Annotated in this window: 11 protein-coding genes; 9 read left to right on the top strand and 2 right to left on the bottom strand. The window is 40.9% G+C overall.

The genetic code is table 11. The features are described 5' to 3' along the window. The first annotated feature begins 858 nt into the window (after window positions 1-858). The 9 genes from DXC51_RS01280 to DXC51_RS01240 all read left to right on the top strand — a co-directional run bounded on the left by DXC51_RS01280 (window position 859) and on the right by DXC51_RS01240 (window position 12801). Window positions 859-2079 (top strand): ABC transporter permease subunit, encoded by a 1221-nt coding sequence (locus tag DXC51_RS01280; protein WP_243003096.1) that lies wholly within the window; start codon window positions 859-861, stop codon window positions 2077-2079. Between the two features lie 17 nt (window positions 2080-2096). Beyond that, window positions 2097-3008, top strand: coding sequence for a carbohydrate ABC transporter permease (locus DXC51_RS01275; RefSeq protein WP_102287316.1), 912 nt, complete (start codon window positions 2097-2099; stop codon window positions 3006-3008). Between the two features lie 43 nt (window positions 3009-3051). Then, a complete protein-coding gene (locus DXC51_RS01270; protein ID WP_025488141.1) occupies window positions 3052-4887 on the top strand; it encodes an extracellular solute-binding protein in 1836 nt (611 codons plus the stop codon). A 157-nt stretch (window positions 4888-5044) separates the two neighbouring features. Beyond that, window positions 5045-6763: a sensor histidine kinase gene (locus DXC51_RS01265; RefSeq protein ID WP_025488140.1), complete on the top strand. Its 1719-nt coding sequence runs from the start codon at window positions 5045-5047 to the stop codon at window positions 6761-6763. Continuing rightward, window positions 6744-8351, top strand: a complete 1608-nt coding sequence (locus DXC51_RS01260) for a response regulator transcription factor (protein ID WP_025488139.1) — start codon at window positions 6744-6746, stop codon at window positions 8349-8351. Before DXC51_RS01265 ends, DXC51_RS01260 begins: the two co-directional genes overlap by 20 nt. Before the next feature lie 176 nt (window positions 8352-8527). Then, complete coding sequence (locus tag DXC51_RS01255; protein WP_025488138.1) at window positions 8528-10021, top strand: ABC transporter substrate-binding protein; 1494 nt, start codon at window positions 8528-8530, stop codon at window positions 10019-10021. Window positions 10022-10043: 22 nt separating this feature from the next. Then, window positions 10044-11363, top strand: coding sequence for a family 43 glycosylhydrolase (locus tag DXC51_RS01250; protein WP_025488137.1), 1320 nt, complete (start codon window positions 10044-10046; stop codon window positions 11361-11363). 65 nt (window positions 11364-11428) lie between these two features. After that, on the top strand, window positions 11429-12277 hold the full coding sequence (locus DXC51_RS01245) for an AraC family transcriptional regulator (protein ID WP_025488136.1): 849 nt from the start codon (window positions 11429-11431) through the stop codon (window positions 12275-12277). Between the two features lie 206 nt (window positions 12278-12483). Continuing rightward, entirely contained in the window at window positions 12484-12801 is a 318-nt protein-coding gene (locus DXC51_RS01240; RefSeq protein WP_025488135.1) for a DUF6951 family protein, read from the top strand. 149 nt (window positions 12802-12950) lie between these two features. Here the strand turns inward: DXC51_RS01240 and DXC51_RS01235 are convergent, their stop codons facing one another. Both DXC51_RS01235 and DXC51_RS01230 read right to left on the bottom strand, forming a co-directional pair. After that, window positions 12951-17675: an InlB B-repeat-containing protein gene (locus tag DXC51_RS01235; protein WP_117543379.1), complete on the bottom strand. Its 4725-nt coding sequence runs from the start codon at window positions 17673-17675 to the stop codon at window positions 12951-12953. Continuing rightward, window positions 17672-17938 (bottom strand): hypothetical protein, encoded by a 267-nt coding sequence (locus tag DXC51_RS01230; RefSeq protein ID WP_117530815.1) that lies wholly within the window; start codon window positions 17936-17938, stop codon window positions 17672-17674. The genes DXC51_RS01235 and DXC51_RS01230 overlap by 4 nt, the downstream gene beginning before the upstream one ends. Between the last annotated feature and the right edge of the window lie 2 nt (window positions 17939-17940).

Genomic DNA, 17940 nt, shown 5'->3' with positions numbered 1-17940 from the left:
CTCCCCGCAGTATCCGGAAAACGGCAATATGCCCGGACTCCTGCCTGTAAGAAACAAATATTATTCCCCATATATATGGCAGCATACAAAAAAATCCCGCAGCTGTCCGGATTCCTGACAGCTACAGACTTCTTTCCGCACCGGCGATATCTGTTCCCGGCCGGATTGCGGAAGGCTACTGTGCCATATATTTTATTCGGGAATAACTATCTGAATCTTATTCTAATAATCAATCTCTCTGACCTCTGTTTTTCTGAATATTTGATTGTAAGTACCTGAAAATGTAATTACATTCTCATGATAGTTTGGAGAATGGCTGTTGTCAAGATAATTATTTGAAAATTGTTACATGTCCGTAACAGTTCAGGCAGGTTTGCGCATTCACTGCGCAAACCGTGAGAAAACGTAATGCCAGCAGGCATCCGCCCCTCGCCCAAGGCGACTTATCATGGTCGGATGCAGTAACAGTTCGGCCGAAGGCTGAACTGTTACACATGTCCCGATTGTGCTATCTTTTGTCCGAAAAGTAAAGGATTATCACTTGATCATCTTTTATACTGATAACATCAAATATATAAGAAATTGTGAAGGAGTCGGGAAATGTATGCACAAAATAACTTTTTTATAACTTCCAACAAGATGCAGAAAAAAAAACAGACCTGTAACATACTGTATTGTTTCTTGCGGATTGCTGTGATAGCAGGGATAATAATCCTTTTTCTGCCTGGGTTAAATCCAGCCAGGATTACCACTCTGATTAACAGAAATCTTTCCCTTTTTACCACCGGTGTATCCTATGGCCAGCTTACCACCGGATTAGGCAAAGCTTTTCGGAAAGGCTGGATTGAAGAGAGTACCATGCATATTTGCATGATCAGCGGACTGCTGTGCTGTCTGGGCATTACAATCCAGGGGATAGCGGCCTGTGCAACCCTTGGAAAACACCGCCTGCAGAGAATTGGAAACAAAGGCATTTTAAGCGGTTCACTGTTTTCCCTGTTTGGAATTATAGGAATTTTTTGCTCCTATCAAAAGCTGCTGACGACCTCAAAACCTGAAAAGGTAAATCCATCTTTGCCGATTACTTTCTATCTCATTTCATTTTTGACCCTGGCAATTATAATAACTGCGGCTGCAATTCTTATATTGGATGAAAAAGCAGATCCTGCGGAGCCGCTGGAGATAGAACCGAAGTACAAGTTGTTTTTGATTGCGCTCCCTTTTATTGCGTTGGCAATCCTGTTTGGATACCTGCCGTTACTGGGATGGAGATATGCTTTTTTCGATTATAAGGCAGGAGATATACTCTCCATGGATAATTTCGTAGGCTTTAAATGGTTTGCGTATCTGGTAAAAAATGAAGCAACAAGAAATGATACCTTCAGGGTTATGAAAAACACGCTTGGCATGAGTGGACTTGGAATTGCTACAAGCTGGGTAAGTATGGCGTTCGCTGTTTTCCTGAATGAAATAAAAAACAGTAAATATCGGCGGTTTGTCCAGACTTTTACTACGGTCCCCAACTTTATCAGCTGGGTTCTTATATTTGCAGTGGCATTATCCATTTTCTCTGCGGATGGTTTTGTGAGCAACCTTATGACTCAAACGGGTCAGTGGGAAAGCGGAAAAAATCTTTTGATGAGCAATAACCATGTCTGGCTGCAAATGCTTCTTTGGGGCACATGGAAAGGTGTGGGATGGGGCGCCATCATATATATAGCCGCCATATCAGGAATAGATCAGCAGCTGTATGAGGCAGCCGAGGTAGACGGCGCGGGACGGTTCCAGAAAATGTGGAATATTACAATACCGGAACTGCTTCCTACATATTGTGTATTACTTTTACTTTCTATAGGTAATATTCTGTCGAACGGACTGGATCAATATCTGGTATTTGAAAATTCGGTGAATTCATCCGCGATCCAGGTATTGGATTTATATGTATATAAGCTTGGTGTGGCAAAAGGATTGATACCATTAACAACTGCAATCGGAATGCTGAAATCTGTTGTGAGTATCATACTTGTTCTGGCCGCCAACAAGATTGCAAAAGCAGTCCGTGGAGAAAATATTATTTAGGAAAGGAATTTGGAATAATGACTCGGAAAGCAAAAAAGCCAATGAGATTTGGTGATTTATTCTTTGACATACTTAATCATGGAATATTTGGAATATTTACACTTTTGTGTATTTTCCCGTTTTATTATCTGTTTATCAATACAATCAGTGATAATGCATTGGTTACCGCAGGAAAAATCAGTTTCTACCCGATAGGAATCCATTTTGATAATTATCTGGCCATTCTGCAACTGGGCGATCTTGTTACAGCGATTGGAGTAACAATCAGCAGGACGTTAATCGGCACGGTCCTGATGGTATTTGCCTCTGCGCTTTGCGGCTATGTGTTCACAAAACAGGAGATGTGGCACAGAAAACTGTGGTTTCGATTGATTGTAATCATGATGTATCTGAATGCCGGTTTGATTCCATGGTATTTGAATATGGCAATGCTGGGACTGACCAACAATTTCCTTGCTTATATACTCCCCGGTATTGTTGCTCCCTACAATTTAATCCTTGTCAAAACATACATGGAATCCATTCCGGCTGAATTGGAAGAAAGTGCGCAGCTGGATGGCGCAGGTTACTGGACACGGTTTACGAAAATTATTTTTCCGCTCAGCAAACCGATTCTTGCTACCATTGCTATCTTTGGCGCGGTAGGCCATTGGAATTCTTTTCAGGACTCCTTAATATTGATGCAGTCAAAACCGGAATTGTTTACCTTACAGCATAAGCTGTATATCTATTTGAATCAGGCCTCAAATCTGGCAGCCACCATGCAGTCGGGCGGGACATTAAGCCAGGGACAGGTGCAGAATCTGATGAATATTAAGGTTGTGAAATATACGGTCGCCATGGTTACGGTGATACCAATACTGTTGGTTTATCCATTTATGCAGAAGTACTTTGAAAAAGGAATTATGCTTGGTGCTGTAAAAGGCTGAGTATTATTCATTTAAAAACTAATAAAGGAGAGAGAAGTAAATTATGAGAAAGAAAAAGCTATTCAAAAAAATTGTCAGCAGCCTGCTGGCCTTAACCATGGTTTCCGCTATGGTACTGACCGGCTGCGGCAACACTGCGCAGCAGACCATTGCAGAGACAGCAGAAGAAAGCGAAACAGCAGACAGGGATGTACAGACAGGAGATGCGCAGGAATCAGCCACAGCTGCATCAGAAACAGGAACAAATGCAGCGTATGAAGGCGATCTGGAGGACATTATCCCGGAAGAAACGGTAACATTGACGGTTTTTTCACCCGGAGCCAACACCTCAGGAGAATTGGTGGGCTGGTTTGCACAGCTTATGAAAGAAAAGTTTAATGTTGTATTGAATCTGGTTCCGGATCCGGATGGATCAAATTATACTGCAAGAATGGAATCCGGTGATCTTGGGGATTTGGTTCTCTGGATTAGCAATACAGACGATTACCAGAGGGCAATAGAAAAAGAACTCCTTCTTGATTGGAATGAAGATGATCTGCTGGCGGACTATGGTCCTTATATTGCGTCCCATATGCAGAGCCCCCTGGAAAAAAACAAAAAAATATCCGGTGGAACTGTCTATGGTATGGGACATGACATCGGTGTAAATGCAACAGATATTTCAGGTTTTATGTATGACTGGAGTACCAGATGGGATTTATATAAAGAACTGGGCTACCCGGAAATCAAGACTATAGATGACTTTGCAAATGTATTGATTGATATGCAGAAGCTGGAACCGGAAAATGAAAGCGGAAAGAGGACTTATGCCGTATCTCTTTTCAGTGACTGGGACGGCGCAATGGTAATGTTCCCTAAGGCAATGGTTACCGCCTACTATGGCTATGACGATTTTGGTTTTGGATTCTATGATACAGAGAATCAGAAATATATCCCGGCAATTGAGGAAAACAGTCCCTATATTGAAATGCTGAAATTCTATAATAAACTTTATCAGGCGGGAGCGCTTGACCCGGATTCTGAGACCCAGGGATTTTCCAATTGTCTGGAAGATTATCAGAATGGCGTTTCATTTTTTACACCGTTTAATTATCTTGGTTCCGCTGTATACAATACCACTGACAATCTGAATGCAGGAAGGGCGATGCTGACACTTATCCCGGAGGAAGCAACACCGATAAACTATGGACAGAACATCTATGGCGGAGATTATGTATGGAGTATCGGCAGCAATACGGAATATCCGGAATTATGTATGGCAATTATCAACTGGCTTGCAACCCCCGAAGGAAGAATGACCCAGTTATATGGACCAAAGGATGTATGCTGGTATTATGATGAAAATGGGAAAACACATTTTACTGATTTGGGAAAGGCCTGTGCCGCAGACGGAAGTACTGAAATGACAGATGGCTACAGCGGAATGTTCAAGGATGGTATTTCAAATCTCCATGTTACCTGGCAGGTGGATGCCAGGAATCTTGATTCCAATGGAGAGACCTATAATTGTAAAAACTGGGAAAGCATGAAATCCAATGATGTCACCGAAATTGAGAAGGACTGGAGAACGCATACCGGCAGCGACAGTGCAGATAACTATCTGGCCTCCAGAAAATATAAGCTTTCCGTGGGCACCATGTATGCAGCTACCCCCATGTCAGATGAATTGGTGGTTACCTGGAACCAGGTATCAGAATGTGTAAAGACATATTCATGGAAGGCTATCAGCGCTTCTTCAGATGAAGAGTTTAATACTATTATTACAGATATGATTCAGGATGCGAAAAATTACGGTTTGGATGAATGTAATGCATACCAGATAAATGAAGCAAAATTGCGCAAAGCTGCGGAAGATGAAGCATTGGCAGCAAATAAATAATTCGATTCCAGACGTTACAAACATACAGGCAGATACAGGAATTTGTATTCTGCCTGTATTGTTTTTGAACAGAAATATGATAAAATTGTAACAGTCCGGACTGTTACTTAAATTTAATGAGCGCAGGATGCGCGGCAATCCGCAGGTATCATAAAGAATGAGGAAAATTAAAAATCAACTTATCATTAATCTAATCGTTTTGATCGCGCCTCTTGTAGTGGCGCTGTTAAGCTATAATTTCTATGGACTGTCCATGATAAATACCCATGTGGCGTCTGCCGGTCAGAGCATATTGGAAACCTATGGCAGAATACTGGAACAGGATTTACAACTTGCACAGGATTATCTGACAAACAAATTATCTAATGACAGTGATACGTTATCCTTAAATTATACAGACAATTATCTGGATTCCTATTTAATCGGAGAAAATATTTTATCGGATTTTGAACAGTTTATGCAAGCTGGCTTTGACAGTGTTTACGCAATGGCGGTTTATGCAGAAAATCAGGATATGTTCCGAATTTGTTATCATAATTATGATGCCTCGGTTACTTATGAAGATAACAGCAGGTTGAAACAGGAGCTATTATGGGAAATAAAACAGAATGGTCCCTATGAATGGCATGAATTCCAGGCGGGATCCAAAGAATTATTGATTAGTACGATGCATAATGAAAATGTTCATTTTGCTGTGGTAGTAGATCTGGAAAAAGCGAAAAGCCCGCAAAAGTATGAATCAGATTCCCAACAGGGATATTTGGTGTATGCAGATAAAAATGGAAATCCCATTACTTCAAAAGACTTTATTGAGAAGAATAATATTCAGATCAAACTGCAGAATAAGCCGTATTATTTTACGGGAGACCGACAGAACCGGTTTATTGTCGTTCAGAAGGAGCTGCCGTATGGAAATTTAATCCAACTTTATCTGCAGCCATATACAGCGCCGTTCTACGCCATTGATTTTACCCAGGCATTTCTTTTCCTGCTGACAATAGCGGTTGCTGTTCTGCTTCCCCTTGGTTATCAGAATATGAGAAAAAACTATATTTTACCGGTAGAAAATCTTGTTAAGACTATGGTTGAAATCAAGGATGGCGATTCGGAAAAATATCTGACAGAGGAATACCATGTAGAAGAATTCAGTGAGATGAAAGAAACTTTCAATTCAATGCTTGAAAGCATCCGCAATTTAAAAGTAAGCGCATATGAGCAACAGCTACAGGCTCAGGAGGCAAAGCTTCAATATCTGCAGATTCAGATACGGCCCCACTTTTATTTGAACTGTTTGAAAAACCTGTATGCACTGTCAGTAAGCGGGGAAAATATAAAGCTGCAAAAAATGATTCTGGTATTATCGGAATATATGAGAGGTATTATCAGGAAAAACGAAAACCTTGTAAATGTTGAAGATGAAATAAAGAGCATAAAAAATTATCTTGAGCTTCAGCAGATGAGTTTATCCAATCCGCCTGCCTATCGTATTGATGTTGATCCTTCGCTGAAATATCAAAAGATACCGCCAATGGCCATTCTGACCTTTGTGGAAAATTCCGTCAAGCATGGAATGCAGGAGCAGAAAAAACTTGTAATTTCTGTACGGGTATCTTTACTCAGCTGTGATCAGGAAAGCTATGTGTGTATTACTGTTTTGGACAGCGGGCCTGGATTTTCAGAGGACATTCTGCCGATACTGAATCAAACAGATGGTAAACTACAGAGGGAACATATTGGTATTGACAATGTGAAACAGCGGATACAGATGCTCTATCATTCCAAAGCGACCATTCTTTTCAGTAATTCGGACGGCGCCTGTGTGGAAATGATTTTGCCTGTACAGGAGGGAAATATTGATGACAGTACTTATTGTTGATGATCAAATTAATGTAGTCAGCGGTCTGGTACTTGGGATACACTGGGACAAGATTGGCATTACAAAAGTATTAAAGGCTTATAATGCATATGAGGCAAAGGAGCAGCTGAAAAAAACAGAAGCAGACATTGTATTGTGTGACATAGAAATGCCGGTTGAAAATGGACTCAGCCTGTGCACATACTGCAGGGAACAGGGATATTCTTCAAAATTCATCTTCCTGACAGCACATGCAGATTTTATGTATGCAAAAGAGGCGATTCAGTTAGGCGGATTTGATTATGTTCTCCAGCCGGCCAGCTATGAAGAGATTGAGAAAGTCATTTTACGTGCAAAAGATCAGGTTTTGCTAAGCAAAAAAGTTGCCCAAATGGAGAAAAGCCGTCATTTATTCATAAAACAGAGGGATTCATTGATTGAAGGTCTCTGCAGAGAATGGTGTTTTGACAAAGGGACTGACTGGGAGCGTATGCGAAGTAAACTGAAGGATCTGGGAATTGTGCTGTTTGAAGATAAAACCTCCTGGCTGTGCCTTATCCATTTTTTTGAAAAGAGCCATATGCTTCAGGATTGGGAAGACAGTTTGATTGCGTATGCCATTTCCAATATACTTCAGGAGCTGTTCTATCCTTATGGTTACCACTGTCTTTGCTGGATTGCAAAAGAGGGGGATTATGCAGTCTATATCTATGCCGGTGAAGATGGCATAATACCGGAAGAATCCTTGAATAATCAGCTTGAAAAATTCAGAAAATGCTTTATAAGCTATTACAGCCAGGAACTCAGTTGTTATATTAAGGTATGTGATTCTCCGCAAAAGCTGCCGGAAGAATATGAGTTTTTGGTAAATATGAGACGGAATAATGTCGGTGCGCAGGCAGAAATTTTCTGGTCAGATCAGCAGACCAGATATAAACTGGAAAATATCCAGCTTACAAAAATTGGGGAACAATGGGAATCCCTGCTGAAAAATAAACTTTATGACAGTTTTGCATCGGATGCAAAGGAACAGCTGTACCACCTGTGCAGAAATGAGAATATAAATGCGGAAATTCTGAATCGGTTCTATCAGGAATTTATGCGTATCATATATCTTCATATAAATGCTTTAAATGTAAGTGTGAACGATCTGTTCCAGAATGCACAGGATTTGGAAAATGCATGCAGTGCATATACATCGGTAAAAAAAATGGAATGGCTGATTGAGTATGTACATGCCTATTTTAACGAAACCGAGGTTTCCCCCGAACATGCTAAAACACAGATTGATTCTATTTTCCAGTATATCCGCATGCATTTGGATCAGGATATCAGAAGGACGGATATCGCAGAAGCGGTTCATTTAAACCCCAATTATATTTCAAGGCTGTTTAAAAGTATCGTAGGAATTTCACTCAAGGAATATATACTTCAGGAAAAAATGAAACTCGCCGCACATTTTGTCCGGGAGACCAACTTGCCAATCAGTGTGATTGCCATGAAAGTAGGCTACACTAATTTTTCACTGTTTACACAGACTTATAAAAAGATGAATGGCGGATTTACGCCGATGGAAGAACGAAAGCAATATGAAACAGAAGAAATATAACATATTTTGTAACTATTCAGCCAGGAAATTGGCTGAACAGTTACATTTTTTATATAAAATGTCACATTTTTATTATGTATAAATGAAAGATGGATGTTTTTTGCGGTTATGAGTTACAAATATGATAGAAAGAAAAACGAAGCGTACCTATAATAATTTAAGAAAGGACAGCACAGATGAAGAGAAAAAAAGTCCGTGTCAGTATATTAGTTATCAGCCTTTTTGCAGCAATTATCTTTTCCGGGTGTAAAAATTCACTTCCGAGAGAAAATGCCAGTAAGGATGCGGATGAAAATACCGAACCCTATACGGTTTTGATTTATGCGCCTTTATATGCATCAGAAGAAGCCTGTAACAGAGTAAGTGCCAAAATCAGTGAAATTACAATGAAGGAAATTGGATGCCAGGTGAAATTGAAGCGCAATATGTCGGCATACCAATTGAATCAGGCAATGGCTTCCGAGGAAACAATGGATCTTTTTCCATGCTTTACATGGGAATTTTCCCTGGCGGAGTTTGTGGCCAGGAATAAAATCATCCAAATGGACGATTTGCTTTCCAACTATGGAGTTGAGATGAAAAACAGTATCTCAGAAGAGGATTGGGAATGTACTATTGTAGATGGCCATATATATGGTGTTCCAATGAATAAGGATAAAGCGCAGGGGCGGTGCTTTTTAATGGTAAAAGACATCGCCGATGAACTTCAGATCGATTATTCCAGGCCAATGGACTACCAGGATTTGGAATTGGTATTTCAGAAGGTAAAAGCAGCGTATCCTGATATGTATCCGATTGTCCCAAGTGATGGTTCTATTATCAATCCGGTGTGGGATGTGGACATGCTGGGAGACGGTCTGGGGGTACTGGAAAACTGTCTGACAGACAGCACTGAGGTTGTGAATTTATATAATTGTGCTTCTTTTAAGAAATATTGTTCTTATATGTATCGTTGGGTACAACTGGGATATATGATGCCGGATGCCATAAATACCATTGAAAGCAGCAATGACCTGATCAGAAATGGCATTGGTTTCGGAACCTTTGCCCCTTATAAAGAAGGAATAGAATATGAAGAAAGCAGAAATAAAGGAAAGCAGATAGCTGCCATTGAGTTGGCCCAACCACATTCAACAACGGACATGGTAAGTTCCTGCTGGGTGATTTCGTCAAAAAGCAAAGAACCTCAGAAAGCAATGCAGGTGTTAAACCTGATGTACACCAATCCTGAGGTTGCCAATTTACTGGTGAATGGGACAGAAAATGAAAACTGGAGCTATGAAGATAAAACCAGAGATATCATTCGTTTTCCGGAAGGAGTAGGCCAATCCAATACAGATTACTCGGTGTACGGCTGGATATGGCCCAATGAACAGATCACGTCGATCTGGAGCGGACAGGACGCTGATTACTGGGATAAGCTGGACAGGTTTAATAAAAATGCAAAAGCATCGCCGGCCAAGGGTTTTATATGGAAACCAGAGAACGTACAGCGTGAAGCTGCCGCCTGCAGGGATATCGTTGATAAATACTATAATGGCCTTATTCTGGGCTGTCTGAATCCGGATGAAGCAATACCCAAGTTTAATGATGAGCTGGAGAAAGCCGGAATAAACACAATTATTAATGAAAAACAAAGGCAGCTTGATGTATGGCTGTCGAAACAGTAAAAAAAGAGAGTGAGGAATAAAAATGCCAAATCCAATATTACCTTTATGGGAGTACATACCTGATGGGGAGCCCAGAGTATTTGGCGACCGTGTTTACTTATACGGTTCGCATGATCGGGTCGGAGCAGATATGTTCTGCGATTACAGACTAAAGGTCTGGTCAGCTTCCGTGAACGACTTAAACCATTGGAAGTGTCATGGGGACAGCTTTCATACCCGCCCCGATCAGCTGCACCAGGCTGATACTGACTGGACAGATCACGAACTGTATGCACCGGATGTGGTGAAAAAGGGGGCTAAATACTATTTATTTGCATACATACTTTGGGCCAAAGGCTGTGTAGGAGTAAGTGATCACCCGGAAGGACCGTTTAAATTGGTCTCCAGATATCAATACGATGAGTCAACAGGCGGCGATGAAGGTATTTTTAATGATCCCGGTGTGTTAGTGGATGATGACGGAAGGGTTTATATCTATTACGGATACGAAAAGTCACATATGGGAGAAATCAACCCGGAAAACATGACGGAAATTCTGCCTGGGTCTTACCGGGAAAACCTGATTCCTGCAGGAGATGGAGAAACAGATTTCTTTGAAGCAAGTTCAATCCGGAAGGTAAATGGCCTGTATTATCTGATTTATTCCCCAAGAAAGGGAAACCGATTAGCTTATGCCGTATCCGAAAGCCCAAGAGGGCCTTTTGTGCGGAAAGGGACAATTATTGACAACGGGATCGATTATCCTGCCGGAAATAATCATGGATCCATATGCCAGATTAATGGGCAATGGTATGTCTTCTATCACAGGATGACAAACGGGACGCTTACGTCCAGAAGAGCCTGTGTGGAGAAAATCAATATTTTGCCTGACGGAACGATTCCACAGGTAGAAATGACTTCTCTTGGATTTGAAGAATCCCTGAATCCGTATGATATTGTCCCCGCTGATATCGCATGTGTCTTAAAAGGTGGATGCATGATTACTGATCAGGATTATTTCACCAGAATGGTAACCAATATCTATGTGAATTCAGTTATCGGATACAAATATTTTGATTTTGGAGAGGATTACACCAGCGGAAATATGACCTTTTCCGTAAAGGTAAAGGGCGCCGGATGCATGTGCAGTATCCATATTCTGCTGGACGATGACCAGAAGGGAAAAGAAATAGGCTGTTGTGAAATTGACAGACATGACGGTGTATATCAGGCGCCGGTTGAAAAGGTTACCGGCAGACATGCAGTCTATCTTGTGATCAGGCACAATTATGAAGGCTGGTTTAAGGAATGCTTTGATCAGCGGAATCTTTTTGATTTATTATCATTTGTATTTATAAAATGAGTGCTCCCGGACATTCTGTCAGGGAGGCATGTTGACTGACGGAAAAACGAAAGGGAAAGAAAAACATGGATTTGCTGGGTTTTGATTTGAATTTGGCGGATATGGATGAACGGTTTCCTATTCTGGTACAGTATGGAATTTATAACCGGGATCTTATGCCGTATAAATCAGATGATTTTAATCAGTTGATTTTTGTAATGGGCGGTACGGCAGAATATTGTTCAGACTCAGAGACCCATGACGTAAAGCCGGGAACGGTTTGTATCATTGGTAAAAGCACTCTTTATCATTTCAGGAATTGCAAACAGCTGAACCTATGTAAAATCATATACAAACATGGAATGCTGTCAATGGCGCCCCCGGATATCAGACAGACGGAAGGGGTTACCATACTAAAAAATATCAAAAAAGACAGTATGGTAAAACTGCAGTTATCTTTTCAGACTTTTAAATGTGCAAAGCATCTGATTAACGAAATGACCGATGCGTATGAGCAAAGCGATGTGGGAAGAAATACATTAGTCAATTCACTATTCTGGAGTCTGGTAGTGCTTTTGATGCGGGTCTATCAGTCTGGTAACGACATTTCCAGAGAAGAATTGGAGCTGACAGAGATTATAGGCTATATCCAGGAACACTATCAGGAAACCATTTCTATTAAAGAACTGGCAGAGCAAATGAATATGTCTCCCCGTAATTTTTCAAGAATTTTTCACAAAACCTGCGGTTTATCTCCGGTGAATTATATTATTAAACTGCGTATTGACCATGCATGTGAACTCCTTCAGAATTCCTCTCTTACTGTTTCCCAGGTGGCATATGCCTGCGGCTTTCAGGACAGTAATTATTTCACCAGACAGTTTAAGGGGATTTCCGGGTTTAGCCCCAGAGATTATCGCAGGAGTTTCCGTTGAACGGCTTCGGGCTGCTGCCGTGTATTTTACATTAAACGCTGCAAATGCACAGACCTGAACTGTTACAATTCCTCAATGTCATATATCAATACAAATAAAAGTATCTGTCATGTATACACGAATAAAAGTATCTTGAAAAATCTGTACAAAAACAATATAATTGCAGGATAGATATCTCATAAATTCTATTATAAGGGGGAAAGGATATGACAACAGTACAGGTTGATCCGGGTGTCTGCGGATTTACAACCAATGTAGAGGCAGTATCCGAAGATCAGGAAGAAGTAAAAATAACCGTGAAAACAGGATGTGAGAGCGTCCGTAAAATGATGGAGGAACTGGGAGATACCTTTGATGCCTTCGAACTTTGCCTTACAAGACCGGGACAAGGTCCGTTGTTTGAATTTGCAGGAGAGCATTTCCCGATTCATGCCGCCTGTCCTGTAATTGCAGGGATCATCAAATGTGCAGAAGTGGAATGCAAGCTGGCTCTGCCTAAGGATGCGCAGATAAAGTTTATTTGAGCATAACAGACTCTCCTTCCACCTCTGGAGTCCGTCCGGAATCCGGAAAAATATGCGGAGCGTATGCCCACCGGACAAGTAACATCAGGGGCCATTGCCTTCCGGCAATGGCCCCCTTTGAATTAGTTGTTTCTGTCAATAACAATCCGTTATTTATCTTCATTTCTACGTTTTTTTGCTGACAGTGCCAACGTCAGAATCGCTCCTGCAATTACAAACGCCCATCCTGCGATCGGAGCTGTATCACCAGTCCCGGGACCCTTACTCTCACCGAGAACACCTACTTCTGCCCCGCTGTCAGGCGCCGCAGCTTCACCAAGAACCGATATTTCAGGCTGAACAGGAGCATATGCTTCTCCCAGCACGGAAGTTGTAGGTTCCGGAGTCGTTCCGGGTGTCTGATCACCGGTGGTCTGATCTCCAGGTGTCGGATTGTCAGGAGTCGGGTTATCCGGAGGGGTAACAGGGTTGGCTGCAAAGTGTGCAGTATAAGCCGCTTCTACATTCATTCCGTCTATTTTAGCCGGCACAAATGCTGCATCCGTACTTACCACTTCTCCAGCTTCATTGGTCCAGTTTACAAAATGGTATCCATTATCCGCAGCCGCTTCAGAACCCTTAGCCACGCCGGTCACTGCATTTAAGGTTTCACCGGCATTGCTTACAGTACCATTTGCATCAGCATTATAGGTGATTGTGATTGTGTTTTCAGTATAATAAACGTATACAATATCACCTGTTTTTACTGTCTGCGGCAGCTTCGGGGAATCTGATTTCTGTGTATAGCCTGTGAAACTCTTGCTTTCTACTGATGTTACTTTGTAGTCATCAGCGTTTATCCAGATGCTTACGGTTTTATCTACAGTATCAAGTACTTCTCCGCCTTCTACCTGGTATACTACCTGATAGCTCAGGTTCTTTGTTGCTTCTTCATTCTTTTCGTAAAGGACATAGATCTTATCATTGTCTTTTACTGTCTGCGGCAGCTTCGGAGAATCTGATTTCTGCTTATAGCCCGTAAAGGCCTTGCTTTCTACTGTTTCTACTTCATAGTCGTCAGCATTCACCCAAATATTTACGGTCTTATCTACAGTATCCAGAACCTTTCCACCTTCTACCTGATACACCACCTGGTAGTGCAGTTCCTTCGTTTCTTCCTCATTCTTTTCATAAAGAACATAGATCTTATCATTATCTTTTACTGTCTGCGGCAACTTCGGAGAATCAGTTTTCTGCTTATAGCCCGTAAAGGTCTTGCTTTCTACTGTTTCTACTTCATAGTCATCAGCATTCACCCAAATATCTACGGTCTTATTTACTGTATCAAGCACTTCTCCGCCTTCTACCTGGTATACTACCTGATAGCTCAGCTTCTTTGTTGCCTCTTCATTCTTTTCGTAAAGGACATAGATCTTGTCATTTTCTTTTACTGTCTGCGGCAGCTTCGGAGAATCAGTTTTCTGTTTATAGCCCGTGAAGTTCTTGCTTTCTACTGTTTTTACTTCATAGTCATCAGCATTCACCCAAATATCTACGGTCTTATTTACAGTATCAAGTATCTTTCCGCCTTCTACCTGGTATACTACCTGATAGGTCAGGTTCTTCGTTTTGCTTTCATCCTTTTCATAAAGGACATAGATCTTGTCATTTTCTTTTACTGTCTGCGGCAGCTTCGGAGAATCAGTTTTCTGTTTATAGCCCGTAAAGGTTTTGTTTTCTACTGTTTCTACTTTATACTCATCAGCATTCACCCAAATATCTACGGTCTTATTTACTGTATCAAGCACTTCTCCGCCTTCTACCTGGTATACTACCTGATAGCTCAGCTTCTTCGTTGCCTCTTCATTCTTTTCGTAAAGAACATAGATCTTATCTTTCTCTTTTACTGTCTGTGGCAGCTTCGGAGAATCAGTTTTCTGTTTATAGCCCGCAAAGGTCTTGCTTTCTACTGATTCTACTTTATACTCATCAGCATTTACCCAAATATCTACAGTCTTATTTACTGTATCAAGGACCTTTCCACCTTCTACCTGGTATACTACCTGGTAGTGCAGTTCTTTCGTTTTGCTCCCATCCTTTTCATAAAGAACATAGATCTTATCTTTCTCTTTTACTGTCTGCGGCAGCTTCGGAGAATCCGCTTTCTGCTTATAGCCCGCGAAGCTCTTGCTTTCTACTGATTCTACTTTATACTCATCAGCATTCACCCAAATATCCACGGTCTTATTTACTGTATCAAGCACTTCTCCGCCCTCTACCTGGTATACTACCTGATAGCTCAGCTTCTTTGTTTCGTTTTTATTCTTCTCCCACTGCGCAAATAAAGCAACATTCTTGTACGGCATAAAAAACACATCTTCTGCCTTATACTTTACTTTTCCAGCCGCAGTTTCACTCCAGCCAAGGAAAGTATATCCATTCCTTACCGGAATATTGGAAGAAACAGTAACTTTACTCCCACCTTTGTACATACTGCCGGAGGGTACATTAGATACTCCCGATGCATTCCCATTATATGACAGCTGATAGTTCTTAAGCCTGTAATATAAAGCAAGTGTTAAAGAACCATCATTCAGAACCTTTCCGGCCCTGACCGTACCCTCAACCGAATAATCCACCTCATAGCCTTCATAATTTTTAGGTATTGCGAAAGCGGTGGCTCCCGGTTTACCAATCAGCGTCTTTTCTTCCTTCAGTTCGTATTTGCCTTCTGCAGTTTCAATAAAATGCCGTACATTATAGCTTGCTGCTTCATTTTTTGGCAGCCATTGGGCAGTAAAGGTAATCACCTTGTCTACCGCCAGTTTAGATATATTATCCGCCGTCAGTGTAACCAGTTCTTTTGCAGAATAAATCTTTCCTGTACTGTCGCCTTTCAATTTCCATCCTGCAAAAACATAATTATTTTTGGTAGGGACTTCTGTACTGACAAAAATTTTATTCCTACCATTTACCAACGCATAATTATCCTTATCGTAAAATGAGGAATTTCCGCCATTAGCATCGTAAAAAACACGATACTCAATCGGTACAGCCTTCAGATACACTGTTCTGTTCTTTTGATCTGTATTATTTGTGTAATGGAATTCGTGAGTACACCCTAAATCAATGGCCTGCTGCTTCCCTGAATAATTATTTTTATTGATATTGTCTATAATTTTAAAACCTGTTCCTTCAGAACTGAAGTGAGGTTCATATCCCGGCTGTGTTTTCGCATAAAAAACTGCAACCTTTCTTTCAGATAAATTATAATTGAATTTTACCACGGAGCCGGGATATATTTTTTCCAACCCATTTCCATTCCAATAATAAACATCAACACCTTCAGCCTGAACCAATGCAATTTCGTATGCGCTGTTTTTCCTTAAATGGCCTTCCACATCCAAATCCTGCTTAATATTACTGATGCTGATTTTATACTGATAGGCATATCCAGCATTACTTCTGGAAACAGCAATCTCCATTCCATCAATTTCAGTATTAGCCGTATTATTATTAGCCGGAATTTTTACATGGACTCCGTTAACCAAAAGGTACGTCAGACCATAATTTTTATCCGGGGTTCTGATCGTGCCGGTCCAGGTTCCATTATAATCGGCATTGTCATTTCCGATAAACGTTCCATTTTCACTGTTGGACGATAAACTTTTTGTGATTGTAAAAACATTCTTTTCAATGAAAGATACTGCTATAATTAAATCCTCTGTTACTTCAGCTACTGTATAGGTTCCGTCCTTTTGCGCCGTAGCCTTTTCTCCATTAATGGTTACTTCTTTAATTTCACAATCTTTATTTGGGACAGGGGTAAATGTATAGGATAACTTTGCTCCCTTATCCCCCGTAATTACCTTTTCCCCTTTAATGTAGCCTTTTTTATCATCATATACAAAGGAAATATTGTATTTCTGTTTTTCCAGCTCATAGTTCAGCTGAATCTCGGAATCCCCTAATTCCAACGCGGATTCCCCATCTACACTATAATAATAAATGCCTTCATAAATACCAACAAAAACAATCTCCGTATTGCCAATCGTTGCATTAATAAAAGAATAACCTTCATAATCAGGGGCATTATTGGCAATTGTTCCTAACGGAATCTGATTTACTGTAGATCCCGGCCCTTCCTCACCATTAAAATTATAAGTGACCTTTACCATTTCGTTTGTCGGAGCCTTCAGCATTCTAAACGTAATGATAGCCGTTTTAACCTCTTCCTGTATTGTCTCTTCCTCAACAGCGATCACTTCAATTGTAATATCAGATTCCGGCTTTACTGTGTAACAGCCATTATCAGGAGTAATTATATTTCCTTCTGTTTTTACTGTAAAAGACTCTCCCTCATCTGCTTCTACGAAAAAAGAAATTTCACTTCCTTTTTCCACAGCTACTGTTTCGTCTATTTCATTGCCGGAAGCATCTTGAATCAGTACATTGCCTTCTTTATGAAAACTCACGGTCCATGTACTGTTTTCACTTTCAACATTTTCTACCTGAGTTTCATCGGATACTGTTTCGGTACTTTCTTCAGATATAGTCTCAGTACTTTCTTCAAAGACTGCCTCGGTATTATCTTCATCCGTCTCAACAGCAGGGCTTTCCGTATTTTTATTTGCTTCCTGCACAGAATCATCTTTTGCCTCCGTACCTTCAGGCTGTGATGGATCTGCCTCTTTTTTCTCTGACCCCTCAGATATATTATCCTCTGTATTGTTCAGATTAGCTTCGTCTTCCTCTGATACTTCTATGGTTTCGACTGCCGCCTTTTCTCCCTCTGCAGCTGTAATTGTCAGCCCATCACTGCCAATCGTCGTTACAGTTAAAACGAATGCAAGCAGAAATGCCCATATTCTCTGAGTGCTCTTTGCCTTTTTCATATACTCGATCTCCTCTCTGTTTTGATCCTTCTAATATTTTCCTTACCTTTATCAGTCACTTTGTACCCCGCTTCCGGCGCTGCCGCCTGAACTGCGCTGTCCATCAACTTTATCAGCTCCAGAGAACTTCGGAAATATTTTGTAACTCCTCTATCTGTCCAGGTAATTGAACCCTGCCAGGTATCATTTTTCCTGTCGGTGATACGAATGATAAAGGAAGCTCCCTGACTAATTTTTTTTTTGCAGTTCTGTTCATCCTGCACCG

The organism is Eisenbergiella massiliensis, assembly GCF_003435485.1.
This window is presented reverse-complemented; position numbering and strand designations above follow the sequence as displayed.